The organism is Modestobacter excelsi (assembly GCF_005930495.1).
GTDB classification, from domain to species: Bacteria; Actinomycetota; Actinomycetes; order Mycobacteriales; family Geodermatophilaceae; genus Modestobacter; species Modestobacter excelsi.
In genome coordinates this window covers 1-25,299 of record NZ_SJEX01000015.1, presented here as the reverse complement: position 1 = coordinate 25,299, position 25,299 = coordinate 1, and the positions used below count along the sequence as shown (strand labels likewise).

Annotated in this window: 22 protein-coding genes and 1 rRNA gene; 4 read left to right on the top strand and 19 right to left on the bottom strand. The window is 73.0% G+C overall.

Going from position 1 to position 25,299, the window contains the following annotated elements; translation table 11 throughout:
• Positions 1-87: 87 nt before the first annotated feature.
• The 12 genes from FHL80_RS07630 to FHL80_RS07575 all read right to left on the bottom strand — a co-directional run bounded on the left by FHL80_RS07630 (position 88) and on the right by FHL80_RS07575 (position 14,650).
• Positions 88-1,680 carry a glycoside hydrolase family 13 protein gene (locus tag FHL80_RS07630; protein ID WP_342777326.1) on the bottom strand — a complete coding sequence of 531 codons (1,593 nt, stop codon included), beginning with the start codon at positions 1,678-1,680 and terminating at the stop codon, positions 88-90.
• A gap of 65 nt (positions 1,681-1,745) precedes the next feature.
• Complete coding sequence (locus FHL80_RS07625) at positions 1,746-3,032, bottom strand: ABC transporter ATP-binding protein (RefSeq protein ID WP_138732850.1); 1,287 nt, start codon at positions 3,030-3,032, stop codon at positions 1,746-1,748.
• Between the two features lie 42 nt (positions 3,033-3,074).
• Positions 3,075-3,908 (bottom strand): carbohydrate ABC transporter permease, encoded by an 834-nt coding sequence (locus FHL80_RS07620; RefSeq protein WP_138732849.1) that lies wholly within the window; start codon positions 3,906-3,908, stop codon positions 3,075-3,077.
• Positions 3,909-4,871 (bottom strand): carbohydrate ABC transporter permease, encoded by a 963-nt coding sequence (locus FHL80_RS07615; RefSeq protein WP_138732848.1) that lies wholly within the window; start codon positions 4,869-4,871, stop codon positions 3,909-3,911.
• Between the two features lie 28 nt (positions 4,872-4,899).
• Entirely contained in the window at positions 4,900-6,231 is a 1,332-nt protein-coding gene (locus FHL80_RS07610; RefSeq protein ID WP_246078528.1) for an extracellular solute-binding protein, read from the bottom strand.
• 77 nt (positions 6,232-6,308) lie between these two features.
• On the bottom strand, positions 6,309-7,562 hold the full coding sequence (locus tag FHL80_RS07605) for a DUF4032 domain-containing protein (RefSeq protein WP_138732847.1): 1,254 nt from the start codon (positions 7,560-7,562) through the stop codon (positions 6,309-6,311).
• A 170-nt stretch (positions 7,563-7,732) separates the two neighbouring features.
• Positions 7,733-8,524: a TetR/AcrR family transcriptional regulator gene (locus FHL80_RS26160; protein ID WP_246078527.1), complete on the bottom strand. Its 792-nt coding sequence runs from the start codon at positions 8,522-8,524 to the stop codon at positions 7,733-7,735.
• Positions 8,525-8,724: 200 nt separating this feature from the next.
• Positions 8,725-9,177 carry a helix-turn-helix domain-containing protein gene (locus FHL80_RS07595; RefSeq protein WP_138732846.1) on the bottom strand — a complete coding sequence of 151 codons (453 nt, stop codon included), beginning with the start codon at positions 9,175-9,177 and terminating at the stop codon, positions 8,725-8,727.
• Between the two features lie 142 nt (positions 9,178-9,319).
• Entirely contained in the window at positions 9,320-9,856 is a 537-nt protein-coding gene (locus FHL80_RS07590) for a CinA family protein (protein ID WP_138732845.1), read from the bottom strand.
• A complete protein-coding gene (pgsA, locus tag FHL80_RS07585) occupies positions 9,853-10,542 on the bottom strand; it encodes a CDP-diacylglycerol--glycerol-3-phosphate 3-phosphatidyltransferase (RefSeq protein WP_138732844.1) in 690 nt (229 codons plus the stop codon). The genes FHL80_RS07590 and pgsA overlap by 4 nt, the downstream gene beginning before the upstream one ends.
• A 41-nt stretch (positions 10,543-10,583) precedes the next feature.
• Positions 10,584-11,990, bottom strand: coding sequence for a MiaB/RimO family radical SAM methylthiotransferase (locus FHL80_RS07580; RefSeq protein WP_246078526.1), 1,407 nt, complete (start codon positions 11,988-11,990; stop codon positions 10,584-10,586).
• Between the two features lie 125 nt (positions 11,991-12,115).
• Positions 12,116-14,650: an FtsK/SpoIIIE family DNA translocase gene (locus FHL80_RS07575; protein ID WP_138732842.1), complete on the bottom strand. Its 2,535-nt coding sequence runs from the start codon at positions 14,648-14,650 to the stop codon at positions 12,116-12,118.
• 149 nt (positions 14,651-14,799) lie between these two features.
• On the opposite strand from FHL80_RS07575, the gene FHL80_RS07570 reads away from it, so the two are divergent.
• Together FHL80_RS07570 and FHL80_RS07565 are read left to right on the top strand one after the other, a co-directional pair.
• On the top strand, positions 14,800-15,297 hold the full coding sequence (locus tag FHL80_RS07570; RefSeq protein WP_138732841.1) for a hypothetical protein: 498 nt from the start codon (positions 14,800-14,802) through the stop codon (positions 15,295-15,297).
• 40 nt (positions 15,298-15,337) lie between these two features.
• On the top strand, positions 15,338-17,281 hold the full coding sequence (locus tag FHL80_RS07565; protein WP_138732840.1) for a S9 family peptidase: 1,944 nt from the start codon (positions 15,338-15,340) through the stop codon (positions 17,279-17,281).
• A 17-nt stretch (positions 17,282-17,298) separates the two neighbouring features.
• Here the strand turns inward: FHL80_RS07565 and FHL80_RS07560 are convergent, their stop codons facing one another.
• From FHL80_RS07560 to FHL80_RS07535, 6 genes are all read right to left on the bottom strand, one after another.
• Positions 17,299-19,005, bottom strand: coding sequence for a ribonuclease J (locus tag FHL80_RS07560; protein ID WP_138732839.1), 1,707 nt, complete (start codon positions 19,003-19,005; stop codon positions 17,299-17,301).
• Positions 19,002-19,898: a 4-hydroxy-tetrahydrodipicolinate synthase gene (dapA, locus tag FHL80_RS07555; protein ID WP_138732838.1), complete on the bottom strand. Its 897-nt coding sequence runs from the start codon at positions 19,896-19,898 to the stop codon at positions 19,002-19,004. Before dapA ends, FHL80_RS07560 begins: the two co-directional genes overlap by 4 nt.
• A 9-nt stretch (positions 19,899-19,907) precedes the next feature.
• A complete protein-coding gene (locus FHL80_RS07550; protein WP_138732837.1) occupies positions 19,908-20,483 on the bottom strand; it encodes a dihydrofolate reductase in 576 nt (191 codons plus the stop codon).
• Entirely contained in the window at positions 20,483-21,325 is an 843-nt protein-coding gene (locus tag FHL80_RS07545) for a thymidylate synthase (RefSeq protein ID WP_138732836.1), read from the bottom strand. Before FHL80_RS07545 ends, FHL80_RS07550 begins: the two co-directional genes overlap by 1 nt.
• 44 nt (positions 21,326-21,369) lie before the next feature.
• Positions 21,370-22,122: an FAD-dependent thymidylate synthase gene (gene thyX / locus FHL80_RS07540; RefSeq protein ID WP_138732835.1), complete on the bottom strand. Its 753-nt coding sequence runs from the start codon at positions 22,120-22,122 to the stop codon at positions 21,370-21,372.
• 173 nt (positions 22,123-22,295) lie between these two features.
• A complete protein-coding gene (locus FHL80_RS07535; protein ID WP_138732834.1) occupies positions 22,296-23,567 on the bottom strand; it encodes a winged helix-turn-helix domain-containing protein in 1,272 nt (423 codons plus the stop codon).
• Positions 23,568-23,632: 65 nt separating this feature from the next.
• On the opposite strand from FHL80_RS07535, the gene FHL80_RS07530 reads away from it, so the two are divergent.
• Both FHL80_RS07530 and FHL80_RS07525 read left to right on the top strand, forming a co-directional pair.
• Complete coding sequence (locus FHL80_RS07530; RefSeq protein ID WP_138732833.1) at positions 23,633-24,244, top strand: GNAT family N-acetyltransferase; 612 nt, start codon at positions 23,633-23,635, stop codon at positions 24,242-24,244.
• Entirely contained in the window at positions 24,241-24,906 is a 666-nt protein-coding gene (locus FHL80_RS07525; protein WP_138732832.1) for a DUF2461 domain-containing protein, read from the top strand. The genes FHL80_RS07530 and FHL80_RS07525 overlap by 4 nt, the downstream gene beginning before the upstream one ends.
• Positions 24,907-25,162: 256 nt before the next feature.
• Here the strand turns inward: FHL80_RS07525 and rrf are convergent.
• Positions 25,163-25,279, bottom strand: a 5S ribosomal RNA gene (gene rrf / locus FHL80_RS07520).
• Between the last annotated feature and the right edge of the window lie 20 nt (positions 25,280-25,299).

Genomic DNA, 25,299 nt, shown 5'->3' with positions numbered 1-25,299 from the left:
GACAGGTGCGCAGCTCGACCGCGACACAAACCCCTGGGGTGATCATGCCCGTCCCCTGCCGGACAGCCCGGCCCGGGATCGCCCGGCTCAGGTCGCCGGGTCCCGCTCGAGCCAGACAGCGGTGTCGGGAGGCAGCTCGTCGGTGACCGGGGAGCTGCTGAGCAGCGCGACGCCCCGCCCGGCCAGGGGCAGCGGCCGCTCGCCGAGGTTCACCAGGCAGCCGAAGCCGGCGCCGCGGGTGAACGCCAGGACGGACCCGTCCCCGTCGTCGTCCCAGCGGAACCGCTCCCCGGCCAGGCCCGGCAGCTCCCGGCGCAGTCGGAGCGCCGCGCGGTACAGCGACAGCGTCGACTCCGGGTCGGCCGACTGCCGTTCCACCGTCAGGGCTGCCCACTCGGGCGGCTGCGGCAACCACGGACGGACGTCGGTGGCCGTGAACCCGAACGGCGGGGCCTCGCCGGACCACGGCAGGGGGACGCGGCAGCCGTCACGACCCCGGACGGTGTGGCCGGAGCGCTCCCAGGTCGGGTCCTGCAGCGCATCGACGGGCAGGTCCTCGACCTCGGGCAGCCCGAGCTCCTCCCCTTGGTAGAGGTAGGCCCCACCGGGCAGTGCCAGCAGGAGCAGCGTCGCCGCACGAGCACGCCGCAGCCCGACCGCGAGGTCGGCCGGCCCGGACACCGGCCCGCCCCGCTCCGCGGGCTGCTCCCGGCTGTAACGGGTCACGTGCCGGGGGTCGTCGTGGCTGCTCAGCACCCAGGTCGGTGGCGCTCCGACCGGTCTCAGCGCGGCCAGCGTCGCGTCGATGACCTGCCTGAGCCGTTCGGCCCGCCAGGGGGCGTGCAGGAAGTCGAAGTTGAAGGTCGTGTGCATCTCGTCCGGCCGGACGTACCGGCTGAGCCGCTCGGCGCTGTGCACGACGGCCTCGGTGACGAACGCCCGGTCACCGGGGTAGCCGTCGGAGATGGCGCGCCACCGGCGCAGGATCGCGTGCACCTCGTCGACGTCCCAGTGCGGGCTGTCCTGCCACAGGTGGGAGTCGAAGCGGGCGCCGGGGGCGTGACCGGCGTCCGGCAGGCCGGGCGCCTTCGCCATCGCCGGTGCGGCGTCGACCCGGATGCCGTCGACCCCGCGGTCGAGCCAGAACCGGACGACGTCGTCGTAGCCCTGCTGCACCTGCGGATCGGACCAGTCGACGTCCGGCTGCTCCGGCGCGAACGTGTGCAGGTACCACTGCTCCGGGGCTCCGCCGGGGCTGGTGACCCGTGTCCACGCGGGACCGCCGAACGCGCTGATCCAGTCGTTGGGCGGCTGGTCTCCCCCCGCACGGCCGTCCCGGAAGAAGTAGCGGCCCCGCTCGGCGGAGCCGGGGCCTGCGGCGAGGGCAGCGACGAACCACGGGTGCTGTTCGGAGGTGTGGTTGGCGACCAGGTCGACCACCACCCGCACGCCGAGCCCGTGTGCCTCCTCGAGCAGCGCATCGACGTCGGCCAACGTCCCGAACCGCGGGTCGACGTCCCGGTGGTCGGTGATGTCGTACCCGCCGTCGGCCATCGGCGACGGGTACCAGGGGGTCACCCACAGCGCGTCGACCCCGAGCTCGGCGAGGTGGGGCAACCGTGCCCGGAGACCACCGACGTCGCCCAGCCCGTCACCGTTCGAGTCGGCGAAGCTCCGCAGGTAGACCTCGTAGACGACGGCCCGCCGCCACCACGGCGGGCCGTCGATCGTCCCGAGACCGGTGCTCAGGCGGCGCCGGCCGCTTGCGCGCCCCCGGAGTCGGCACTGCGGCCGCTGGGTCCGCCGGTGGACTCCGCGATCTGCTCCTCACGGTCCTCGGTGGCCATCCGGGTCAGCGCTGCCCCCGCCTCGGCATCACGGGTGAGGTTGTCACCGGTGGTCGGGTCGAAGACGTGCACCTTGCGGGAGTCCAGCCAGAACTCAGCGTCCCGGCCCTCCCGGATCCGGCTGGTCGAGTCGATCGAGACGATCGCCTGGGTCCGCAGCTCCTCCGAGTCCAGCTCGCGGGACAACGCTCGCAGCTGCGCGGTGATCTCCTCCGGCGCCTCGTACGGGATGTACGCGTACTGCTGGTCGCCCAGCCACTCGGTGACGTCCACCCGTGCCCGGAAGACCGAGCCCAGTGGCCGCTTGGCGTCATCGACGAGCGAGGCGTCCTCGAAGTACTCCGGCCTGATCCCGACCAGCAGCAGGTCTCGGCCGGTGACCGCCTTGGCACGGCGGTCGTCGAGCTCGATCGGCCCGAACGGCGTCGAGAGCTGGTTGCCCTCCAACTGTGCCGGGAGGAAGTTCATCGGCGGCGAGCCGATGAAGCCGGCGACGAAGAGGTTGACCGGCTGCTCGTAGAGCTCCCGGGGCGAGGCGACCTGCTGGATCTTGCCCTTGCGCAGCACGCAGACCCGGTCGCCGAGGGTCATCGCCTCGGTCTGGTCGTGGGTGACGTAGACGGTGGTGATGCCCAGCCGGCGCTGCAGCCGGGAGATCTCCGTGCGCATCTGGCCGCGCAGCTTGGCGTCGAGGTTGGACAGCGGCTCGTCGAACAGGAACGCCTCTGCCTGCCGCACGATCGCCCGCCCCATCGCGACCCGCTGCCGTTGACCCCCGGAGAGGTTGGCCGGCTTGCGCTCCAGGTGCTCGTGCAGCTCGAGCACGTCGGCGGCCTCGTTGACCCGCCGGCGCACCTCGGCGTCGTCCATCTTCGCCAGCCTGAGGGGGAAGGCGATGTTCTCGAACACGCTCAGGTGCGGGTAGAGCGCGTAGTTCTGGAAGACCATCGACAGGTTGCGCTCGCGGGGTGCCTTGTCGTTGACCCGCGTGCCGCCGATGACCATGTCGCCGCTGGTGATGTCCTCCAGCCCGACGATCATCCGCAGCAACGTGGACTTCCCGCAGCCGGACGGCCCGACGAGGATCATGAACTCCCCGTCGGCGATGTCCAGGCTGACGTCGTTGACCGCCGGGAAGCCATCGCCGTACTGCTTGACGATGTTGTTCATCACGATCTCGGCCATCAGTTCTCGCCCTCCGGGAGGTTGGTTCGGGTGCGCACGGGGTCAGCCCTTCACGGCGCCGTTGGTGAGCCCGGCGACGATGCGCCGCTGGAAGATCAGCACGAGGACGACGACGGGGATGGTCACGATGACCGCGGCGGCGGCGATCGCGCCGGTCGGGTCTTCGAACTGGGAAGCACCGGAGAACAGGCCCAGGGCCGCCGGGACGGGCCGGGCCCTGCTCGTCGACGTCAGCGAGATCCCGTAGGCGAAGTCGTTCCAGGCGATGAAGAAGGCGATGATCGCCGTGGTGAACACGCCGGGCGCCGCCAACGGGACGATCACCTTGCGGAAGGCCTGCCAGGTGGTCGCGCCGTCCACCTGGGCGGCCTGCTCCATCTCCCAGGGGATCTCCCGGAAGAACGCCGACATCGTCCAGATGGAGAGCGGCAGGGTCAACGACAGGTACGGGATGATCAGCCCGAGCCAGGTGTCGTAGAGACCGATCTGCCGCCACAGGTTGAACAGCGGCGTGACGATCGAGATCACCGGGAAGATCGCCACTGCCAACGCCGTGGAGAGGATCAACTTCTTCCCGGGGAAGTCGAGCCGAGCGATGGCGTAGGCGGCGAACATCGACAGGATGCACGAGATGAAGGTCGCGATGAGGCAGATCCCGAAGGAGTTGCGCAGCGCCGGGAGGAACAGGTCGCTGGCGGTGCCGGTGAGGATGGTGGAGTAGTTCTCCGTCGTCGTCGTGGAGGGGAGGAACTGCTGGTTGGCGATGTCCGCCGGCCCCTTGAACGACAGCGAGGCGATCCAGGCGATCGGGAACAGGCAGTAGAGGAGGATCACCACGCCGGCGATCCACCACCAGGTCTTCTCACGCCGGGACATCTACTTCTCCCCTCTGGTCTGCGCCAGGTCGATCTTGAAGCCCCTGATGAAGGCGAAGGCGATGAGCACCACGCAGAGGAAGAGGAGCACCGACACGGCCGACCCCAGGCCGATCTCCACGCGTGAGATCGTCTGCCGGTAGGCGAGGAACGACACCGACTCGGTGCCGTTGGCTCCCGCGGTCATCACGAAGATGCTGTCGAAGATGCGGAACGCGTCCAGGGTGCGGAACAGCAGCGCCACCATGATCGCGGCCTTCATGTTCGGGATCGTGACCTTCCACAACCGCTGCCACCACGTCGCACCATCGACCTGGGCCGCCTCCTGCAGGACGTCCGGCACCTGCGCGAGGCCGGCGAGCAGCAGCAGGGAGATGAACGGCGTGGTCTTCCAGATCTCGGAGAGGCAGATGACCAGCAGCGAGGTCCACTTGCCACCGAACCAGTCGGTGTCCGCGCCGATGCCGGGCAGCCAGGAGAGCCAGCTGTTGACGAAGCCGGTCGTGATGTTGAAGGCGAACCGCCAGGAGAACGCCGACACGACCGTGATCACGGCATAGGGGATGAGGATCGCCGCCCGCAGGACAGGGCGGAGCGTGCTCAGCGCCTTGGACATCACCAGCGCCAGGGCGAAGCCGAGGACGAGCTCGACCACGACGGTCACGACCGTGATCAGCACCGTCACGGCGACCGCCTGCCACCAGAGCGAATCGCTCAGGATGACGAAGTAGTTCCCCAGCCCGACGAACGACCGGTTCTCCGGGTCGGTCAGCCGGTAGTTGAACAGCGAGTAGTAGACCGCCTGCAGGATCGGATAGGCGGTGACAAGCAGCATCACCGCGAAGGCGGGCCCGGCCAGCCTCCAGCCCAGGCGACGTTCGGCGCGCGACCTGTCGCTGATCCCGCCCCTCGGTGCGGAGACCGGTTCGTTCTTCTTGATCGGCGGGAGGGTGGTCTGCGTCATCGGTCCGCCTCCGCGTTCTCTGTGCTCGTCACAGCAGCTGGTCCCCTGACAGCACGGCGCTGATCAGGTCGTCCGCCTGCTGTCCGGTCGAGTCCGACACCGACGCCGGCGGGTGGTACTCGCGCTGGATGCCCCCGGTCACCTCGCTGTAGTAGGGGGTCAGCGGACGGGGCTTCGCAGCGGCCAGCGACTCCCGGATGGTGTTGGCCATCGGGTAGACCTCCTGCACCTCCGGGTCGTCGTACACCGCGGCGGACGACGCCGGGTTCCCGTTGGTGTTCATGTAGTAGGCCTGGTTCTCGTCGCTGGTGATGCACTCGGTGGCCTCGTAGCCGAAGTCCGCGTAGCGGCTGTACGCCGAGACGCCGAGGTTGATGCCCCCCAGTGGCGGTGCGGACGGCGTGTCCGCGTCGACCCGCGGGTACAGCGTCCAGCCGTAGTCCTCGGGGACCGACTGGTCCAGCGTGCCCGCCTCGACCTTCGTCTGCGCCTGGGCCCAGACGTACGGCCAGTTGACCATGAACCCGGCGTCGGCGCTCTCGAACTGCGAGGCGCTGATGTCCTCGCTGGCCGTCGTGAAGGCCGGCCCGACGACGCCGGACACGGCGACGTCGTGCATGACCTCGGCGGCCCGCTGCCCGGCCGGCGAGGCCAGTCCGAGCTTGATGTCCTCCGGGTTGGTGGAGTTCTCCTCGATGATGCTCCCGCCGGCCGACTCGATGAGCGCGGTGAGCCACACCGTCAACGACTCCGAGCGCCGGCCCTGTGCGCTGAGGATCTTCTGCTGGTCCTGCGCCGCCGCGACCAGCTGGTCCCAGGTGACCGGCTGGGTCATGTCCAGCCCAGCGGCCTCGGCGACGGACTTCCGGTACCAGAGCAGCTGCGTGTTCGCCCAGAAGGGGATCACCACCAGCTCGTCGTCCCAGGTCGCCGACTCGACGGAGCCAGGGAAGGTCCCCTCGCTCACCCGGTCTGCGAGGTCGGCGGGCACCGGCGCGAGGAAGCCCGCTTGGGCGAGCTCGGGCGCGAACACGACGTCGAGGCTCATGAGGTCGATCGACTCGTCCTGAGCCGCGAGGCGCCGCACCAACTGCTCACGCTGCCCTTCCGGAGTGCGGGGCAGCTGGGCGACCTCGATGTTGTAGCGCCCGTCGGACGCCTCGCTGCACCGCGAGGCGATCTCCGCCTGGCCGCCCGAGTCGGGGTTGATGTACCAGGTCAGCGTCGGCGTGCTGCCGCCGTCACCACCACCACAGGCGGCCAGCGAGGAGGCCAGGACGGCGGCAGCGGATGCGGCGATGAGCCCGCGCCGTGTCCTCCTGCCCCCCCTGGCTGGTCGGGCGATGCGCGAGGTGTGCAACGTGATCCGCCTCCGTTCGGCGAGGGCGACCTGCAGTCACCATCGGACTCGGAGAGTGGCCCGGCTCACATGCTGTGTCAATCCAGAGCGGAGACTGAGGCCTGTTCGCGATCTGCGATGACCGACGGGGTGGTCATCACCGCCGGGGTGCGGGGCAGTTCGTGCTGGACGTAGGAGCGCGCGGCCGCCCAGGTGCCCACGTCGAAGCCCGCCTGCTCGGACAGGAACCACCGGTGCTCGAGCACCTCGTGGAAGACCTCCGCGGGCTCCAGCCGGCCGGCGAGCTCGTCCGGGACGATGCCGAGCACGGGCTGGTAGACCTCGGCGAGCCAGCGTCGTCCGGCCACCGCCTCGGGCACCGGCGTGCCGGCCCGCTGCTCGAGGTAGGCCCGGTAGGACCACAGGTCGTTGAGCAGCCGCCGGGCCTGGTTCTCCTGCACCTCCAGTCCGGTGAGCCGGAACAGCTCGTGGCGCTGCTGCCCCGGCTCGGACACCCGGGTCTCCACCCGGAGCCGGGCGCCCTCCGGGGAGGTCACCAGCTCCACCTCACCGACGTCGAAGCCGAGGTCGTTGATCCGCTGCAGGCGCTCGGCCACGCGGTAGGCCTGCTCGTCGAGCCGGAAGACCTCCTCACGGGTCACCTCGTCCCACAGCGCGGTGTAGCGGCCGGCCAGGCTGTCGGCGACGTCGACGGGGTCGATGTCCGGTGGCAGCAGCTCACCCGCCTGCAGGTCCATCAGCTCGGCCCCGACCCGCTCGCGGGCCAGTTCGACGTCGTAGGCGCGCATCCCGGCGGACAGGCTCGGGCGGCGCTCGACGGTCTCGGCGTCGACCAGGTAGGCGGTGAACGCGCCGGCGTCGAGGCGGAAGAGGGTGTTGGACAGCGAGCAGTCGCCCCAGTACACGCCGGCCAGGTGCAGCCGCACGAGCAGCTGCGCCAGGGTGTCCAGCAGCCGGTCCGGGGAGTGCGCCGCCCGCGGTCCGCTGAACACGTACCGGTAGGACATCGAGTACTCGAGGTAGCGGGTCACCAGGACGGCGTCCTGCTCGCCCGGCCGGTCGACGCAGATGCCGAGCACCGAGACCGAGGGCAGCCCCTCCGCCTCGAACTCCGCCAGCAGCGCGTACTCGTGCCGGGCCAGCGACTCGTTGATCTCCTTGAGGGCGTACACCCGGCCCTCGGAGACGGTGAAGCGCACGATGTGCCGGGAGATGCCGCGCTGCGGCACCTCGAGCAGCAGGTCCGGGTCCCAGTCCTCCAGCGGCTGGTGCCACGGGAGGGCCAGCAACCCGGCAGCCTCCGCGGCCGGGGGCCGGAACAGGTACCGCATCACGCCCTCCGTGAGTCGGTCGGCCGGGGCCCGTCGGCGCCGGCACTGCTCGCGGCGTGGCGCCACGATGTCACGTCCGGCCGGTCGGTGTGACCCCGGACACGATGCGGCCACCCGGCCCCCCGAAGGTGGGCACGGGCGGCCGCCGGGGCTCGCCTACATCCTCGCTGTCAGCCGACGAGCTGCCCGGTGACGACGGCGGCCTGCGCGGCCCGCTCCGGCGCCGTGCCCGGCTGCAGCACCAGGCCCAGCAGCCACCGGCACACGAGCTCGGCCTCAGGGCGGCTGATCCGCAGTGCGGAGGCGAGGGTCAGGACGACGTCGCCCCACCGCTCGGAGTCCAGCCCCATCATCTGCACCAGCGTCTCGGGCTCGGTGTCGGCGAGCCGGCGGAGCACCGGGTGGGCGCCGACCTCCTCGGCCAGCGCGGGCACCGCGACGGTGAGCGGGAGCTCGGCGGCGAGCGCGGCCAGCCGGTCGAGCTCGAAGGCGACCAGCGCCTGCGCGACGTCGTCCTTGGTCCGGAAGTGGTTGTACAGCGTGGCCTTGGCGACGCCGGCGGCGGCGGCGACGTGCTGCATCGTCGTCTTCTTCAGGCCGCGCTCGGCGAAGGCGCTGCGGGCCCCGGTGAGCAGGCCGCGGCGGGTGCGGCTCATCGCCACGCCGGGCCGGGTCAGCGGACGGCGGGGGTCGCGCGGTGCCGCGGCCGTGGGGCGCGGGGCCGGGACGGCGACCGGCAGCGACGGCACCGGCGCGGTGAGCTGCAGACCCGGGGCGGGCGGCTGGAGGAAGGCCCCGACCGGGACCGGCGTCGTGAGGTGGTGCCCGGCGGTGGCGGCCGCCTCGGCCGCGGCCGCCTCCGCCGCGTCGGCGTCCAGGACGGTGCCCCCCGGACGACCGGCGGGAGCCGCCGGCGCGGAGGACTGCGGCGTCAGCTGGGTGCGGGATCCGGGGGAAGACATGGACACTTTGTGCCCTGATGGTCGCACTGGGTCAAGCAGGTGGACACCGAGGGATGTTCGTGTCGCCTCGCGAGCAGCACCCGTCCCATGAGGTGGCGTGTGGAACGGCCCCTCGCAGGGGCCTGGCGACGTACTGGAACGGCCCCCTCGCAGGGTCCCGCCGCGAGCGTGCGAGCGGTGGGGGGCGAGGGGGTCCTTCTTCAGGCGGCGAGGCAGACGGCCCCGGTCGCGCGGGCGCCCGAGCGGGCCGGCTGGGCGCCCCCCACCAGCGCGAGGGCGGGCTCGGGGACGGGTGTCTCGGTGGCACCCTGCTCAGCGGTCTCGGCCGCGGCGGCCGCGGCCGGGTCGTCCTCGGGGGTGCCGGGACGACCGGCGCCGACCCCGGCGAGCGCGACCGGGCGCACGGGGCGGCGGGCCGGCTCGGCCAGCCGCATCTCCAGGCTGACCTCGGCCAGCAGGTCGGCCAGTTCCACGTCCAGGGCGTCGCAGATCGAGGCGAGCAGCTCGGAGGACGCCTCCTTCTGCCCCCGCTCCACCTCCGACAGGTAGCCGAGGCTGACCCGGGCCGCGCCCGAGACGTCCCGCAGCGTCCGCCGCTGCCGCAGCCGGTGACCCCGCAGGGTGTTCCCGAGCTGTGTGCGCAGCAGCGTCATGGCCGTCTCCTGTCCACTCCGACGAGCAGTTCCGACACGTGGTGTCGTGTGCACGGGCACCGACCGGACGGACCGGAGGACCCCGTGTGGTCACCGTACGCGGCCATGACCCTGGTCACCGTCCCGGTGGGGGCACGTCCGCTCATGGCGTAACACCGCCGGACCCGGAGTGGTTCCCGGCCGGCACGGGGTGCTCCTCCAGCCGGTCGAGCAGCCGCAGCAGCGCGGCCTCCACCGCGCCGGCACGCACCTCGGCGCGGTCCCCGGGCAGGTCGAGCTCGTGGACGACGGTGAGCAGCCCGTCGCTGAGCCCGAGGTAGACCCGCCCGGGGGCGTGCCCGTCCACGGGGTCGGGGCCGGCGACGCCGGTCAACCCGACGCCCCAGGTCGCCGTGCAGCGGACGCGGATGCCCTCGGCGAGGGCCGCGGCCGTGCGCTCGCTGACCGGTCCGTGCTCGGCCAGCAGGTCGGCCGGGACACCGGCCAGCGCGATCTTCAGGTCGGTGGCGTAGACGACCGCTCCCCCGCGCAACGTGCCGCTGGCGCCGGGCACGGACGCCAGGGTCGCGCAGAGGAGCCCGGCGGTCAGCGACTCGGCCGCCGCGACGGTCTCGCCCCGGGCCAGCAGCCCGGCGTGCACCCGTGCCGCGGTCGACGGCTCGGCCGGCGGCCGGCTCACGCGGCGTCGTCCCGGCGGGTGCTCCCGGGTGTGCTGTCACCACCGGCAGCCGCTCGGCGGGCCTCAGCGGCGCGCAGCGCCCGCGCGCTGGTGCGCCGCAGGGTGAGTGCCCGGTAGACGTAGTCGATGCCGGTGACGACCGTGAGCACCAGGGCGGCCGCCATCACCCACCAGCGGGCCGAGGCCAGCACGCCGGTGAGCGGCAGGATGTAGAGCCCGATCGCCAGCGCCTGCAGCACGGTCTTGGCCTTGCCCCCGCGGCTGGCGGCGATGACCCCGTGCCGGATGACCCAGAACCGCAGCAGGGTGACCCCGACCTCGCGGACCAGGATCACCACGGTCACCCACCAGGGCAGCAGCCCGAGGATCGACAGCCCGAGCAGCGCCGTGCCGGTGAGCGCCTTGTCGGCGATCGGGTCGGCGAGCTTGCCGAACTCGGTCACCTGGTTGGTCCGGCGGGCGATCATGCCGTCGTAGCGGTCGGTGATGATGGCGCCGGCGAAGAAGAGCGTGGCCCAGACGCGCCGGCCGTCGTCCATGCCGCCGTCGGAGAGCAGCAGCAGGGCGAACAGCGGTACGACCGCGAGCCGGAGGAGGGTCAGCGCGTTGGGCAGGTTGAGCAGCCGCACGGACTGCGGGGGCGTCGCCGCCGGGTCCGCCGAGCCGTCGGGCACCACGGCGCTCACGCGGTCCCTCTCCGGTCGGCTCGCCGGCTCGCCCACGTCCGTCAGACCCCAGCCGCGGCGAGCGCCGGGACGACGGCCCGGGCCAGCAGGTCGACGCCCTCGGTGTCCACCACCGTCGCGGTCACCAGCTGCCCGGGCACCGCATCGGCGGGCACCCCGGCGACCGTCGTCGTCCCGTCGGCGTCCGGGTCCTGGTGGGCGGCGTGGCCGGCCCACGTGCCGGCACCCTCGGACCCGGCGAGGTCCTCGGTGAGCAGCACCTCGACGGTGGTGCCGATGCGGGCCTCCGCACGCTGGGCGGTGAGCTCCTCGACCAGGTCGGTGATCCGCCGCACCCGGGCGTCGATCTCGTGCTGGTCGAGCTTGCCGGGCAGTCCGAGGGCCTCGGTGCCCTCCTCGTCGGAGTAGCCGAAGACCCCGACGGCGTCCAGCCGGCCCTCGACGAGGAAGCGCTCGAGCTCGGCGACGTCGTCCTCGGTCTCCCCCGGGAACCCGAGGATGACGTTGGTGCGGAAGCCCGCCCCGGGCGCGAGCGCGCGGGCCCGCTCGATGATCCCGAGGAAGTCGTCCGTGCCGCCGAAGCGGCGCATCCGGCGCAGCAGCCCGGGCGAGGAGTGCTGGAAGGACAGGTCGAAGTAGGGCGCGATGCCCGGCGTCGCGGCGATGACCTCCAGCAGCCCGGGCCGGAGCTCCGCCGGCTGCAGGTAGGCCACCCGGACCCGGGCGATGCCCGGCACCGCGGCGAGCTGGGGCAGCAGCTTCTCCAGCGAGCGCAGGTCGCCGGCGTCCTTGCCGTAGGAGGTCGAGTTCTCGCTCACCAGCACGATCTCGGTGACGCCCTGGCCGGCGAGCCAGTGGGCCTCGCCGAGCACCTCGCCCGCCGGCCGGGAGACGAAGGCGCCGCGGAAGGCGGGGATGGCGCAGAACGAGCACCGGCGGTCGCAGCCCGAGGCGATCTTCAGCGCTGCGGACGGCCCGCCGGCCAGCCGCCGGCGCTTCAGCCAGTCGTGACCGGGAATCGCGGGGGCGTCCGCGGTCGCGGCCGCCGCGGTGCGCTCCACCGGGCTGATCGGCAGCAGGGTCCGCCGGTCGCGCGGGGTGTGCGGCACGAGCGGGCGGCCGGTGAGGACGTCGTCGAGCCGGTCCCCGATGGCGGTGTAGTCGTCGAAGCCGAGCACCGTCGCCTCGGGCAGCGCGCCGGCGAGCTCGGCGCCGTAGCGCTCGGCCATGCAACCCACGGCGATGACCTCGGCACCGGAGTCGGTCGCGGCGAGGATCGCGTCGACGGAGTCCTTCTTCGCGGTCTCGATGAAGCCGCAGGTGTTGACCAGGACCGCGTCGGCGTCGTCGGCGTCCTCGACCAGCTCGTAGCCGTCTCTGGCCAGCCGGCCGGCGAGCTCCTCGGAGTCGACCTCGTTGCGGGCGCAGCCGAGGGTCACCACCGCCACGCGGCGGGGCGTGGCGACAGGGGGCTGCCCTTCGGGGGACGTCAGGGGGCTGGGCAGAGCTGGCACTGCCTCATCCTAGGCGTCGTCCGGCTCCCGGCCGGGTGGCGCACCAGCGGGGTCCTCCCTCACAGCTGTCCACCACGCAGCGTGAACAGGACCGACTCCAGCTCGTCGGGCTTGATCAGCACGTCGCGGGCCTTGGAGCCCTCCGACGGCCCGACGATGCCGCGGCTCTCCATCAGGTCCATCAGCCGGCCGGCCTTGGCGAAGCCGACCCGCAGCTTGCGCTGCAGCATCGAGGTGGACCCGAACTGGCTGGTGACGACGAGCTCGACGGCCTGGACGAGCAGCTCCAGGTCGCTGCCGATGTCCTCGTCGATCTCCTTCTTCTCACCGGCTGCGGCGGTGAAGACCTCTTCCCGGTACTCGGGCTCGGCCTGCCGCTTGGTGAACTCGACGACCGCCTCGATCTCGGCGTCGGACACGTAGGCACCCTGCACCCGGATCGGCTTGCCCGCCCCGATGGGGAGGAACAGGGCGTCGCCCATGCCGATCAGCTTCTCCGCGCCCGGCTGGTCGAGGATGACCCGGCTGTCGGTGAGGCTGGAGGTGGAGAACGCCAGCCGCGAGGGCACGTTGGCCTTGATCAGGCCGGTGACGACGTCGACCGACGGGCGCTGGGTGGCGAGCACCAGGTGGATGCCGGCCGCGCGGGCCTTCTGGGTGATCCGGACGATCGACTCCTCGACGTCCCGCGGGGCGACCATCATCAGGTCGGCGAGCTCGTCGACGATCGTCAGGATGTACGGGTAGGGCTGGTAGATGCGCTCACTGCCGGGCGGGGCGGTGATCTCGCCGCGCTCGACCTTCTTGTTGAAGTCGTCGATGTGCCGCACACCGGTGGCCCGCATGTCCTGGTAGCGCTGCTCCATCTCCTCGACCAGCCAGGCCAGCGCGGTGGCGGCCTTCTTGGGATCGGTGATGATCGGCGTGATCAGGTGCGGGATGCCGTCGTAGGGCGTCAGCTCGACCATCTTCGGGTCGACCAGGATCATCCGCAGCTGGTCCGGGGTGGCGCGCAGCAGCAGCGACGTGAGCAGCGAGTTGATGCAGCTGGACTTGCCGGCACCGGTGGCGCCGGCGACCAGCAGGTGCGGCATCTTCGCCAGGTTGGCGCAGACGAAGCCGCCCTCGATGTCCTTGCCCAGCCCGACCAGCATGGGGTGCGGGTCCTGCTTGGCCACCTGCGAGCGCATGACGTCGCCGAGGCTGACCGTCTCCCGGTCGGTGTTGGGCACCTCGACACCGACCGCCGACTTGCCCGGGATCGGGGCCAGGATGCGGATGTTGTCGTTGGCGACGGCGTAGGCGAGGTTCTTGGTCAGCGCGGTGATCTTCTCGACCTTGACCGCGTTGCCGAGCTCGATCTCGTAGCGGGTGACGGTCGGACCACGGGTGTAGCTGGTGACGGCGGCGTCGATGTTGAACTGCTCGAGGACGCCGGTGATCGCCTCGATGGCGACGTCGTTGGCCTTGGACTTGGCGCGCGGCGGGGTGCCCGGGCGCAGCACGCTCACCGAGGGCAGCGTGTAGGTGCCCTCGACCGGCTCGATGCGGAGCTGCTCGGGCTCCTCGATCGGCGGCAGGTCCTCCGGCGGGGCGGTCCGGTCGACCGGCATCGGCGCCCGGCGGGCCGGCGCCGAGGCCACCGGGACGGCCTCGGCGGCCGGCTCCTGCGCGACCGCCTGCGGCGCCTCGGCGTACGCCGCGTGGTCGATGACGCCGGTGTCCAGGGTGTCCTGCACCTGCGAGGCGGCGGACTTCCGGCCGCGCCGGGCCTTCGGCGCGGGCTCCTCGTCCTCGTCCTCGTCGTCGTAGAACTCGAGGTCGTCGCCGTCCTCGTCGTCCCGGCCGAGCTGCCGGTCGGCCCACTCGCGCAGCCGTTCGGGCACCTGGTGCACCGGTGTGGCGGTGACGACGAGCAGACCGAAGAAGGCGAGCAGGACCAGCAGCAGCACCGTGACGACGCTGCCCAGGCCCGCGCTCAGCGGGCTGCCGACCGCCCAGCCGAGCAGGCCGCCGGCGCCGGACCGGTCGTCGGTGTCGACGTCGGGGCCGGTGACGTGGGCGATGCCGACGACCGCGGCGACCACGCTGACCCAGCCGATGACGAGCCGGCCGCGGGCCTCCGGGTGCGGCGGGTGCCGGAGCAGCCGCAGCGCGACCAGGAACAGGACCACGGGCAGCGCCGCGGTGAGCCCGCCGATCGCCCAGCGGACGGCGTCGGCGAGGCCCGCGCCGACCGGGCCGATCCCGTCGGTCCAGGTCGCCGCGCCGAGCACGATGGCCAGGCCGAGGACGGCGAGACCGACCCCGTCCCGACGGTGCTCGGCGGCGAGCGGCTCGGCCTCCTCCGGCCGGGCGACCGACCGCGCGACGGCGCCGGCGCCGCGGGCCAGCAGACCCCACGTGCCGGAGGCGCCGCGCCACAGGCTGCCGGCGAGGGTGCTCTGGTTCCGCTTCGGGGCCGGCCGCCGGGCGGCGGTGGAGCCGCGCTTGGCCGGGGGGCGCTTCTTGGCTGCGGTGCTGCCGGAGCGCGGGCGGGTGGTGCCGCTCCCACGCGCCGGCGCCCGGTTCGACGTCGACGCGCGAGCAGGCATGCGTCAGACGGTAATCCGGTCGACGGCTCCAGCGGCCCATCTCGCGCAGCGTGTCCGGCGCGGACCCAGCCGGTGCACAGCCGGCGGAGGGGCACCGGGCGGTCCTGATTGCCGCCGCCGGCCCCATGGCTGCGGCAGGATGCGCCCGCATGAGCGGCTACCAGACCGAGCCCTGGGCGGACTTCTCGGTGGCGGTCGTGGGCGCCTCGGCCGCCCTCACCGGGCTGCTCTTCGTCGCCGTGTCGATCAACGTCGAGCAGATCCTGGCCGGCGACGCGCTCACCGCCCGCAGCCTGAACGCGCTGCTGCTGTTCCTCGTCCCCCTGGTGGTGGGCACCCTGGTCCTGGTGCCGGCCCAGCCACGGGCGGCGTTGGGCAGCGAGCTCGTGCTCACCGGCGCGGCCGCGGGCGGCTTGCTGCTGCGGATGAACCGGCCCAGCAACCGCGGCAGCCTGGAGCCGCTGCTCAGCTGGGTGCTCATCCGGCTGCTGCCCAGCGCGACGATCGGTGCGGGGCTGCTGGCCGCGGGGGTGACCCTGTCCGCCGGCGCGGGGGGCGGGCTGTACTGGGTGGTGCCCGTCGTCCTCGTCGCGTTCCTCGGCGGGCTCGCGACCGCCTGGGTCCTGCTGGTCGAGGTCCGCCGCTGACCTGGACCGGGTCGGCGCCTCCCCGGCTACGGTCGCTGCCGTGACGCCGACGACGCAGACCCTCCCCTACGGCAGCTGGCCGACCCGGATCACCTCCGAGCTGGTCGTGCGCGCCGCGGCCCGGCTCGGCGAGGTGGTCGTCGACGGGGACGACGTCTGGTGGGCCGAGGGCCGGCCGAGCGAGGGCGGTCGCACGGTGCTGGTGCGGCGCAGCCCGGACGGGACGACCACCGACCTCCTCCCCCCGCCGTGGAACGCCCGCACCCGGGTGCACGAGTACGGCGGTGCCGCGTGGACGGTGGCCGGGGGCACCGTCTGGTTCACCGACCACGCCGACCAGCGGCTGTACCGGGTCGACCCGGGCAGCAGCGAGCCGGTCGCGGTGACCCCGGAGCCCACCGTCCCCGCCGGTGTCCGGTTCGCCGACCTGTCCGCCGACGGCGACGGCGTCCTGGCCGTCCGCGAGACGCACACCGCCTCGGGGTCGTCGGCCGAGGTCGTCCACGAGGTGGTGCGGATCGCCGCCGACGGCGCCGTCGACGTCCTGGTGAGCGGGCCGGACTTCGTCTCCGACCCCCGGCGCGCGCCCGACGGCGTGACGCTGGCCTGGCTGCAGTGGGACCACCCGAACATGCCGTGGGACACCGCCCAGCTCGTGGTCCGGGCCGCCGACGGCACCGACCACGTGCTGGCCGGCGGCCCCGCCGAGTCGGTGGTCCAGCCGGTGTGGGGCGCGGACCTGTCGCTGTGGTGGCTCGACGACCGCACGGACGTGTGGTCGCTGTACCGCCGGCGGCCGCACGGGGAGGTGGAGCTCGTCCTCGACGTGGGCAGCGACATCGCCGGTCCGCAGTGGGTGTTCGGGCAGAGCCGCTTCACCCTGCTGCCCGACGGCCGGGTGGTGGTCGCCTACGGCCGGGACGGCGCCGACCGGCTCGCCGTCCTGACCCCCGACGGGGAGGTCCGCGAGCTGCCCTCGGAGCACGCCAGCTTCGGCCAGGTGCGGGCGGCCGGGGACGCCGTGGTCTGCGTCGCGGGCGGTCCGGCCTCCGAGCCGGTGGTGCTGCGGGTCGCGCTGGACGGCACGGCCGAGGTGCTCCGCCCGGCCCGGGAGCTGGGGCTGGACCCGGCCTGGTTCTCCCGCCCCGAGCACGTCACCTTCCCCACCGACCCGCGGGACTCCGGGGTCGGCGAGGCGCACGCGCTGGTCTACCCGCCGACCAACCCGCAGGTGACCGGACCGGACGACGCGCGGCCCCCGCTGCTCGTGCTGGTGCACGGTGGTCCGACCTCCGCCGCCCGGTCGGTGCTGGACCTCGGCATCCAGTACTGGACCTCGCGCGGTTTCACCGTCGCCGACGTCGACTACCGCGGCTCCACCGGCTACGGCCGGCGCTTCCGGGACGCGCTGCAGGGCCGCTGGGGCATCACCGACCTCGACGACGTCGTCGCCTGCGCGCAGTGGCTGGCGGAGCAGGGCCGCGTCGACCCCGCCAAGCTGGCGATCCGGGGCGGCTCGGCCGGTGGCTACACGACGCTGGCCGCGCTCACCTTCCGCCCGGGCGTCTTCGCCGCCGGTGCCAGCCACTACGGCGTCGCGGACCTGGCGGCGCTGGCCGCGGACACGCACTCGTTCGAGTCGCGGTACCTCGACGGGCTGATCGCGCCGTGGCCGTCCGGCGCCGACGTCTACGCCGCCCGCTCTCCCGTCCACCACACCGACGCCCTCGACACCCCGCTGGCGGTCTTCCAGGGCGACGAGGACCGGGTGGTGCCGCCCGAGCAGGCCGAGATGATGGTCGCCGCGCTGCGGGCGAAGGGCGTCCCGCACGCCTACGTGCTCTTCGCCGGCGAGCAGCACGGCTTCCGGAAGGCGGAGAACATCCGGGCCGCCCTGGACGGCGAGCTGTCCTTCCACGCCCAGGTGCTCGGCTTCGAGCTCCCCGCCGGGGAGGGGATCGAGCCGATCACCGTGGTGCGGTGATCAACGGCCCGGGCCGCTCACACCTCGAGGACGGTGGGGATGATCATCGGGCGGCGGCGGTACTTGTCCGACACCCACTTGCCGACCGTCCGGCGGATCACCTGGGAGAGCCGGTGGGCGTCCACCTGCTCGTCCTCCATCGCCCGCTTGAGCTCCTTCTCCACGAGTGCGAGGACCTCGGTGAAGGCGCTCGGGTCGTCGGAGAAGCCGCGGGTGGACAGGTGCACCGGCCGCACGATGGTGCGCGTGGAGGGCTCGATGACGACGGTCAGCGCGACGAACCCCTCGTCGCCGAGGATCCGCCGGGCCTGCAGCGACTCCTCGCCGACGTCGCCGACGTTGAGCCCGTCGACGTAGACGTTGCCGATCGGGACGCTGCCCACGATGGAGGCCTTGCCGTCGACCAGGTCGACGACGACGCCGTCCTCGGCGAGCAGGATCCGGTCGGCGGTCATCCCGGTCTGCTCGGCCAGCGCGGCGTGCGCCCGCAGGTGCCGCCACTCCCCGTGCACCGGCATCAGGTAGCGGGGCTTGGCCACGTTGATGAGGGTCCGCAGCTCACCGGCGGGAGCGTGACCGGAGACGTGCACCATCGCCGTCTCCTTGTGGATCACCGTGGCGCCCAGCCGGGCCAGCCCGTTGATCACCTTGTAGACCGCGGTCTCGTTCCCGGGCACCAGCGAGGACGCCAGGATGATCGTGTCGCCGGCCTCGATGGTCACCTGGTGGTGGTCGCCGCGGGCCATCCGGCCCAGCGCGGACAGCGGCTCACCCTGCGAGCCGGTGCTGATCAGCACCACCTGCTCCGGCGGCATCGCGGTCGCCTCGTCCAGCTTGACCATCAGCCCGGGTGCGACCCGGAGCAGGCCGAGGTCCTGGGCGACGCCCATGTTGCGGACCATCGAGCGGCCGACCAGGGCCACCTTGCGCTTGTGCCTGACCGCGCAGTCGAGCACCTGCTGGATCCGGTGCACGTGGCTGGCGAAGCTGGAGACGATCAGCCGCTGGCTGGCCCGCTCGAAGACCGAGTCCAGCACCGGGCCGATGTTGCGCTCGGAGGTGACGAAGCCGGGCACCTCGGCGTTGGTCGAGTCGGCCAGCAGCAGGTCGATGCCCTCGACGCCGAGCCGGGCGAACGCGCCGAGGTCGGTGAGCACGCCGTCCAGCGGGAGCTGGTCCATCTTGAAGTCGCCGGTGTGGACGAGGGTCCCCGCCGGGGTGTGCACGGCCACGGCCAGGGCGTCGGGGATCGAGTGGTTGACGCTGATGAACTCGCAGTGGAACGGCCCGGCCAGGTGGTCGTCACCGGCGGCCACCTCGACCAGCACCGGGTCGATCCGGTGCTCGCGCAGCTTGGCCTTGACCAGCGCCAGGGTGAACCGGGACCCGACGAGCGGGATGTCGGCGCGCAGCCGCAGCAGGTAGGGCACCGCCCCGATGTGGTCCTCGTGCCCGTGGGTGAGGACGACGGCGGTGATGTCGTCGAGCCGGTGCTCGATGACCCCGAAGTCGGGCAGGATCAGGTCGACGCCGGGCTGCTCGGCCTCGGGGAAGAGCACCCCGCAGTCGACGACCATCAACTGGCCGTCGAACTCCAGGACGGCCATGTTGCGGCCGATCTCCCCGAGCCCGCCGAGCGCCATGACCCGCAGCGCGCCCTTCGGCAGCGGGGGCGGCGCCTTGAGGTCCAGGTGCGGCTGTGACGTGAGGTTCGAGGCGGTCACAGGGTGACGCCTCCCGCGGCGAGGTCCATGCGCAGTTGCTCCAGCTGTTCGGGGGTGGCGTCGACGAGCGGCGGGCGGACCGGGCCGGCAGGCAGCCCCAGTGCACGCAGCGCCGCCTTGACCAGGATGACGCCCTGGGTGCGGAAGATCCCGGTGTAGACCGGGAGGAGTGCCTCGTTCACGGCGCGTGCCTTGACCAGGTCGCCGGACTCCACCGCGGCGACCAGCTCGGCCAGCCGCGGCCCGACGAGGTGGCCGACGACGCTGACCACGCCGACCGCGCCGAGCGCGAGCAGCGGCAGGTTCAGCATGTCCTCACCGGAGTAGTACGCCAGATCGGTGCGCGCCTTGGTCCAGGCCACGGCGCCGAGGTCGCCCTTGGCGTCCTTGACCGCGACGATGTTCGGGTGCTCCGCGGCGCGGACCAGCGTCTCGACCTCGATCGGGACGACGGAGCGCGGCGGGATGTCGTAGAGCATCACCGGCAGGTCGGTGGAGTCCGCGACCGCGGTGAAGTGCCGGAGCAGGCCGGCCTGCGGGGGCTTGTTGTAGTAGGGCGTGACGACCATCAGGCCGTGCACCCCGAGGCGGGCGGCGGCCTGGGCCTTCTCGATCGAGTGGGCGGTGTCGTTGGTGCCGACGCCGGCGACCACCGTGGCCCGGTCACCGACGGCGTCGAGCACCGCCTCCAGCACCGCGTGCTGCTCGCTGTCGCTGATGGTCGGCGACTCCCCCGTCGTCCCGAAGACGACCAGGCCGTCGTGCGCCCGGCGGTCGACCAGGTGCGCGGCGAGCTCCTGCGCGCCGGCCAGGTCGATCGTGCCGTCCTCGGCGAGCGGGGTGACCATCGCCGTGAGGACGCGCCCGAACGGCCGGGTGGGGTCGGTGGTCATGCCAGGAATCTACCGGCCCGCACCGACGCCACCGGACTGCCCGGCGCCGCTCCACGCCGCCAGTTGGTCGGCGAGGACGCGGGGCACCGGACCGGACGCCGTCGTCCCGCGGTGCCGGTGCGTCACCCGGAACCGGAGCCCGGCTCCGGACCCGGCCCAGCCGGCCGCGGGGACCCGCGCGCCGGGATGCCACTCCGGGCCGAGCGACGGTGCCCAGGTGTCCCCCGGCAGCCGCACGTCGACCTCCGTGACGACGACCTCGTCGGCGTGCGGGAGGAGCGCCGCGTAGACCGCTCCGCCGCCGATGACCCACACGTCACCCTCCAGCGCCAGGACGTCGTCCACCGACCGGGCGACCTCGACGCCCTCGTCGGCGTCCAGCGTCGAGCTGAGGACGACGTTGCGCCGCCCGGGCAGCGGCCGGACCCGCGGCGGCAGCGACTCCCACGTGCGCCGGCCCATCACCACCGTCGAGCCGACGGTCAGCGCCCGGAACAGCCGCAGGTCCTCGGGCAGGTGCCAGGGCAGTGCGCCGTCCGCGCCGATGACGCCGCCGGCGGCCTGCGCCCAGACCATCCGGAGCATCAGACGGCCACCGCACCCCGGATCGCGGGGTGGTGCCGGTAGTCGAGCAGGTGGAAGTCGGCGTAGTCGTGGTCGAACAGCGACGGGGCCGGGTCGATGGTCAGCTGCGGGAAGGGCAGGACCTCGCGGGAGAGCTGCTCGCGCACCTGGGGCAGGTGGTTGGTGTAGATGTGGCAGTCCCCGCCCACCCAGATGAGGTCACCCGGCTCCAGCCCGACCTGCTGGGCCACCATCCGGGTCAGCAGGGCGTAGCTGGCGATGTTGAAGGGCACGCCGAGGAAGAGGTCGGCGCTGCGCTGGTAGAGCTGGCAGGACAGCTTGCCGTCGGCCACGTGGAACTGGAACAGCGCGTGGCAGGGCGCCAGCGCCATCTCCGGCAGCGCGGCCACGTTCCAGGCCGAGACCAGCATCCGGCGCGAGTCGGGGTCCGCGCGCAGCGTGTCCAGCACCTGCGTGATCTGGTCGATCGACCCGCCGTCCGGCGTGGGCCAGGACCGCCACTGGACGCCGTAGACCGGCCCCAGGCTGCCGTCCTCGGCCGCCCACTCGTCCCAGATCGAGACGCCGTGCTCCTTGAGCCAGCCGACGTCGCCCTCGCCGCGGAGGAACCACAGCAGCTCGTAGGCGATCGACCGGAAGTGCACCGACTTCGTCGTCACCAGCGGGAAGGCCGTCGACAGGTCGTAGCGCAGGCGCTCACCGAACAGGCTGACGGTGCCGGTGCCGGTGCGGTCGGACTTCGGGCTGCCGGTCTCGAGCACCCGGCGCAGCAGGTCCTCGTACTGCGTGTCCACGGCGGTGCTGGACTCCGGCGTCCCCGGGTGGACGGCGAGCTCGGCCATGTCGACTCCTCGTCGCGGCGGTGGGTGGAGCAGGTCGGGAGCGGTCAGCCCTCGGCGACGAGCGGGCTCGCGGCGACCGCGGTCCCGTCGGCCAGGTCGCTGATCCGGAAGTCGTCGAACACGTGCGGGGCGACCCGCTGCAGCTCGCGCAGGCAGGCGACGGCGAGCTCGCGGATCTCCACGTCGGCGTGCTCGCTGGCGCGCATGGCCACGAAGTGCCGCCAGGCCCGGTAGTTGCCGGTCACGACGATGCGGGTCTCGGTCGCGTTCGGCAGCACCGAACGGGCCGCCTGCCGGGCCTGCTTGCGCCGGAGCGTGGCGTTGGGGACGTCGGCGAACCGCTTCTCCAGTCCCTCGAGCAGCTCCTCGTAGGCCGCGATCGCCGCGTCGGTCGCGGCGAGGAACCGCTCGTGCAGCTCCGGGTCCTCGGCGATGACCGCCGGCTCGACCACGGCGGCGTCCCGCTCGGGCACGTAGCGTTGGGACAGCTGGCTGTAGGAGAAGTGCCGGTGCCTGATCAGCTCGTGCGTCAGCGACCGGGAGACGCCGGAGAGGTACATGCTCACCGTGCCGTGCTCGAGCACCGAGAGGTGGCCGACCTCGAGGACGTGCCGCAGGTAGCCCTCGTTGGTCGCCGTCGTCGGGTTCGGCTTGTCCCAGGACTGGTAGCAGGCACGCCCGGCGAACTCCGCCAGCGCCTGCCCCCCGTCCGCGTCGGTCTCCCACGGGACGTCGGCCGGCGGCGTGAAGTGGGTCTGCGCGACGACCTGCACCTTCAGCGGGGCGATGGTGGGCACGGCGACGAGCCTACGTCGAGGGGCCGGCCGGCCGACGCGGCTCACCCGTGTCGTGCCCGTGGTGCCACCACTGCGCGCACCGCCTCCGCCGACGTGCGGATCGGCTCGGCAGCCAGCCGCACGGTCCGGCTCGCCACGGTCTCCGGCGACCTGCGGTTGCGCCGGGCTGCCGGTCAGCCGCCGGCGACCGCGCCCCCGTCCGCCGGCTGACCAACCCCGGTCAGCGGTGAGCCGGCCGCGGTGACGGCACCGGTGAGCGCCGGCGCGAGGTCCCCGACCCCGGCGACGGCCACCTGCTCCAACTCCAGCCAGTCGGCCATCAGCCGGAGCTCGGCAGCCAATGCCCACGCCACCTCCGCTGCGTCGAACCCCGGCTCGGCGTGGGCGGACTGCACCCGCAGCACGCCGGCCTGCCGGTCGGCCTTCAGGTCCACCCGGCCGACCAGGCGGTCCCCGAGCAGGAAGGGCAGCACGTAGTAACCGTGCACCCGCTTCGCGGCCGGGGTGTAGATCTCCAGCCGGTAGCGGAAGCCGAAGATCCGCTCGACCCGGGGCCGCTCCCAGACCAGGGAGTCGAACGGGCTGAGCAGCGCTCGGGCACGGACCCACCGGGGTCGGCGGGCTCCCGGGTCCAGCCAGGCCGGCCGGTCCCAGCCATCGACCTGCACCGGCTGGAGCGCGCCGCCCTCGACGAGCTCGGCGATCGCCGTCCGGGCATCGACCACGGGCAGCCGGAAGTAGTCCCGCAGGTCGGTCTCGGTCGCCACGCCCAGCGCGCGGACGGCGGTGCCCACCAGCGCGCGGACGGCGTCGGCGCGGTCGGGGGTCGGCGCCTGCACCACCTCGCGCGGGAGGACGCGCTCGGTGAGGTCGTAGACCCGCTCGAACCCGGCGGTGCGCGCCCGCGCGGTGAGGGCCCCGGTGAAGAACAGCCACTCGAGCGCCACCTTGCCGGCGTGCCAGTTCCACATCGACCCCGGCCGGTCGGGGCGCGGCTCGAGCAGCTGGCTGGCCCGCAGCGGCCCGCCCTCCCGCACCCGGTCGTGAACCTCGCGCACGTACCCGGGGCGCTCCCGCTGCAGCCGCACCATGTTGCCCCAGGCGTGCTCCTCGGCCGCGGCCATCCGCCAGCGCAGCTGCGGCTGGAGCCGGACCGGCAGGAACGACGCCTCGTGCGCCCAGTACTCGAACAGGTCGTGCCGCCGGTTGGACAGCGCGTCCAGCGCCGTCCGCGGGTACGGGCCGAGCCGACTGAAGAACGGCAGGTAGTGCGAGCGGGACAGCACGTTGACCGAGTCGATCTGCACCACGCCCAGCCGCTCGACGGTCCGGCGGAGCAGGCGGGTGCCGACGTCGCCGTCGGGGCGAGGGTCGGCGAAGCCCTGCGCGGCCAGGGCGATGCGTCGGGCCAGCCCCGCGGACAGGCGCTCTCCGGACGACGTCACGGTCGCGATCCTGCCGTGGGGGTACGACCGTCCCGCCACCGGACCCCGACACCTACGCTGCCCCGGTGACGTCCTCACCCCGCCCCGGTCTGCCCGGCCGGGCCGAGGTGTCGGTGCGGCTCGCCCGACCCGAGGACGCCGAGGCGATCGCGCGGGTCCAGGTGGTGACCTGGCGGGCGGCGTACCGCGCGCTGCTGCCGCCCGCGGTCCTCGACGACTGGGACGAGTCCGCTGCCGTGGCCGCGTGGCGGGCTGCCGTGGTCACGCCCCCCACTCCGGGACACGGCGTGCTGGTCGCCCTGGACGGCCCGGAGCTGACCGGCTTCGCCGCCTTCGGTCCGGCGGAGCTCTCCCCCGGGGAGCAGCCCCTGCCCGACGGTCCGACCAACGAGGTCACCGCGCTGCTGGTGGAACCGCGCTGGGGCCGGCGTGGTCACGGCAGCCGACTGCTCGCCGCCGTCACCGACCTGTCCGTCGCGGCGGAGGTCCGGCGCCTGCAGCTGTGGCTGCCCGAGGAGGACGACGTCACGGGGCGTTTCCTGACCGGGGCCGGCTGGGCGACCGACGGATGGGTGCGCACCCTGGACACCGGGAGCTCGACGCTGCGGCAGCTCCGCTGGCACACCCTGCTGGACGACGTGCAGCCCGACGAGATCGACCAGCGAGGAGTGCAGTGACGTTCTCCGGTTTCCCCGACGAGGGGCTCGTGTTCTACGAGGGCCTGGATGCGGACAACAGCAAGGCCTACTGGGCACTGCACCGGGACGCCTATGACGAGCACGTCCGGCGGCCTCTGCAGGAGCTCGTCGACGAGCTGGCACCGGAGTTCGGTACGCCCAAGCTGTTCCGCCCCTACCGCGACGTCCGCTCCAGCCACGACAAGACGCCGTACAAGACGCACCAGGGAGCAGTGCTCCACCTGGAGGGCCGCGGCGCGGGTTCGGTGTACGTGCAGATCTCCGCCGACGGGCTGCGGGTGTCCGGCGGGTGCTGGCGGCTGCAGCCCGACCAGGTCGGGCGCTACCGGCGCGCGGTGGCGGACGACGTCCAGGGCCCCCGGCTCGAGGCAGAGGTCGCGTCCCTGCGCGGCCGGGACTTCGCCATCGACGGCGACAGGCTCGTGCGGACGCCCCGCGGCCACCCCGCGGACCATCCGCGACTGGACCTGTTGCGGCACAAGTCGCTGCACGCCTCCCGGTCCTGGGAGCCGGCCGACTGGCTGCAGTCGCGAGCCGCGCTCGAGCACGTCCGGGATGCCTGGCGTTGTTGCGCCGGCCTCAACCAGTGGCTCGCCGACAACGTCGGAGCGACGACCGCGCCACCCGACCGCCGCCGCTGACCAGCCGCAGTTCCGTCCTGACGTATGCCGACGACCCCCACCGGGATCGGCCCCACCGACCTGAGCACGCTTTCGCGCGTGAGTAGGGGTGTTTGCGCGCGTGGGAGCGCGGGACCGGGTGCCGGTGAGGTGGTGAGGTTGCTTTCGGCGCGGAAAGCGAGCTCCCATCCCGCAGCCCGGGCAATGCCCGGGACATGCCCGGGAATGCAGGAACGGGGTCACAGCAGATTGCTGTGACCCCGTTCCTGGGAGTTATGTCCGGCGGCGTCCTACTCTCCCACCCGGTCCCCCGGGCAGTACCATCGGCGCTGAAAGGCTTAGCTTCCGGGTTCGGAATGAGACCGGGCGTTTCCCTTTCGCCATGACCGCCGTAACACTGTGAAGATGACACCC

What these genes read in the sequence shown, in the direction of transcription:
- FHL80_RS07550 (WP_138732837.1), bottom strand. Translation starts at nt 20,483, where the DNA reads ATGCTCCGGATGGTCTGGGCGCAGGCCGCCGGCGGCGTCATCGGCGCG.
- FHL80_RS07595 (WP_138732846.1), bottom strand. Translation starts at nt 9,177, where the DNA reads ATGACGCTGCTGCGCACACAGCTCGGGAACACCCTGCGGGGTCACCGG.
- dapA (WP_138732838.1), bottom strand. Translation starts at nt 19,898, where the DNA reads ATGACCACCGACCCCACCCGGCCGTTCGGGCGCGTCCTCACGGCGATG.
- FHL80_RS07575 (WP_138732842.1), bottom strand. Translation starts at nt 14,650, where the DNA reads ATGCCTGCTCGCGCGTCGACGTCGAACCGGGCGCCGGCGCGTGGGAGC.
- FHL80_RS07545 (WP_138732836.1), bottom strand. Translation starts at nt 21,325, where the DNA reads ATGGCCGAGCTCGCCGTCCACCCGGGGACGCCGGAGTCCAGCACCGCC.
- FHL80_RS07605 (WP_138732847.1), bottom strand. Translation starts at nt 7,562, where the DNA reads ATGCGGTACCTGTTCCGGCCCCCGGCCGCGGAGGCTGCCGGGTTGCTG.
- FHL80_RS26160 (WP_246078527.1), bottom strand. Translation starts at nt 8,524, where the DNA reads ATGTCTTCCCCCGGATCCCGCACCCAGCTGACGCCGCAGTCCTCCGCG.
- FHL80_RS07625 (WP_138732850.1), bottom strand. Translation starts at nt 3,032, where the DNA reads ATGGCCGAGATCGTGATGAACAACATCGTCAAGCAGTACGGCGATGGC.
- FHL80_RS07620 (WP_138732849.1), bottom strand. Translation starts at nt 3,908, where the DNA reads ATGTCCCGGCGTGAGAAGACCTGGTGGTGGATCGCCGGCGTGGTGATC.
- FHL80_RS07615 (WP_138732848.1), bottom strand. Translation starts at nt 4,871, where the DNA reads ATGACGCAGACCACCCTCCCGCCGATCAAGAAGAACGAACCGGTCTCC.
- FHL80_RS07570 (WP_138732841.1), top strand. Translation starts at nt 14,800, where the DNA reads ATGAGCGGCTACCAGACCGAGCCCTGGGCGGACTTCTCGGTGGCGGTC.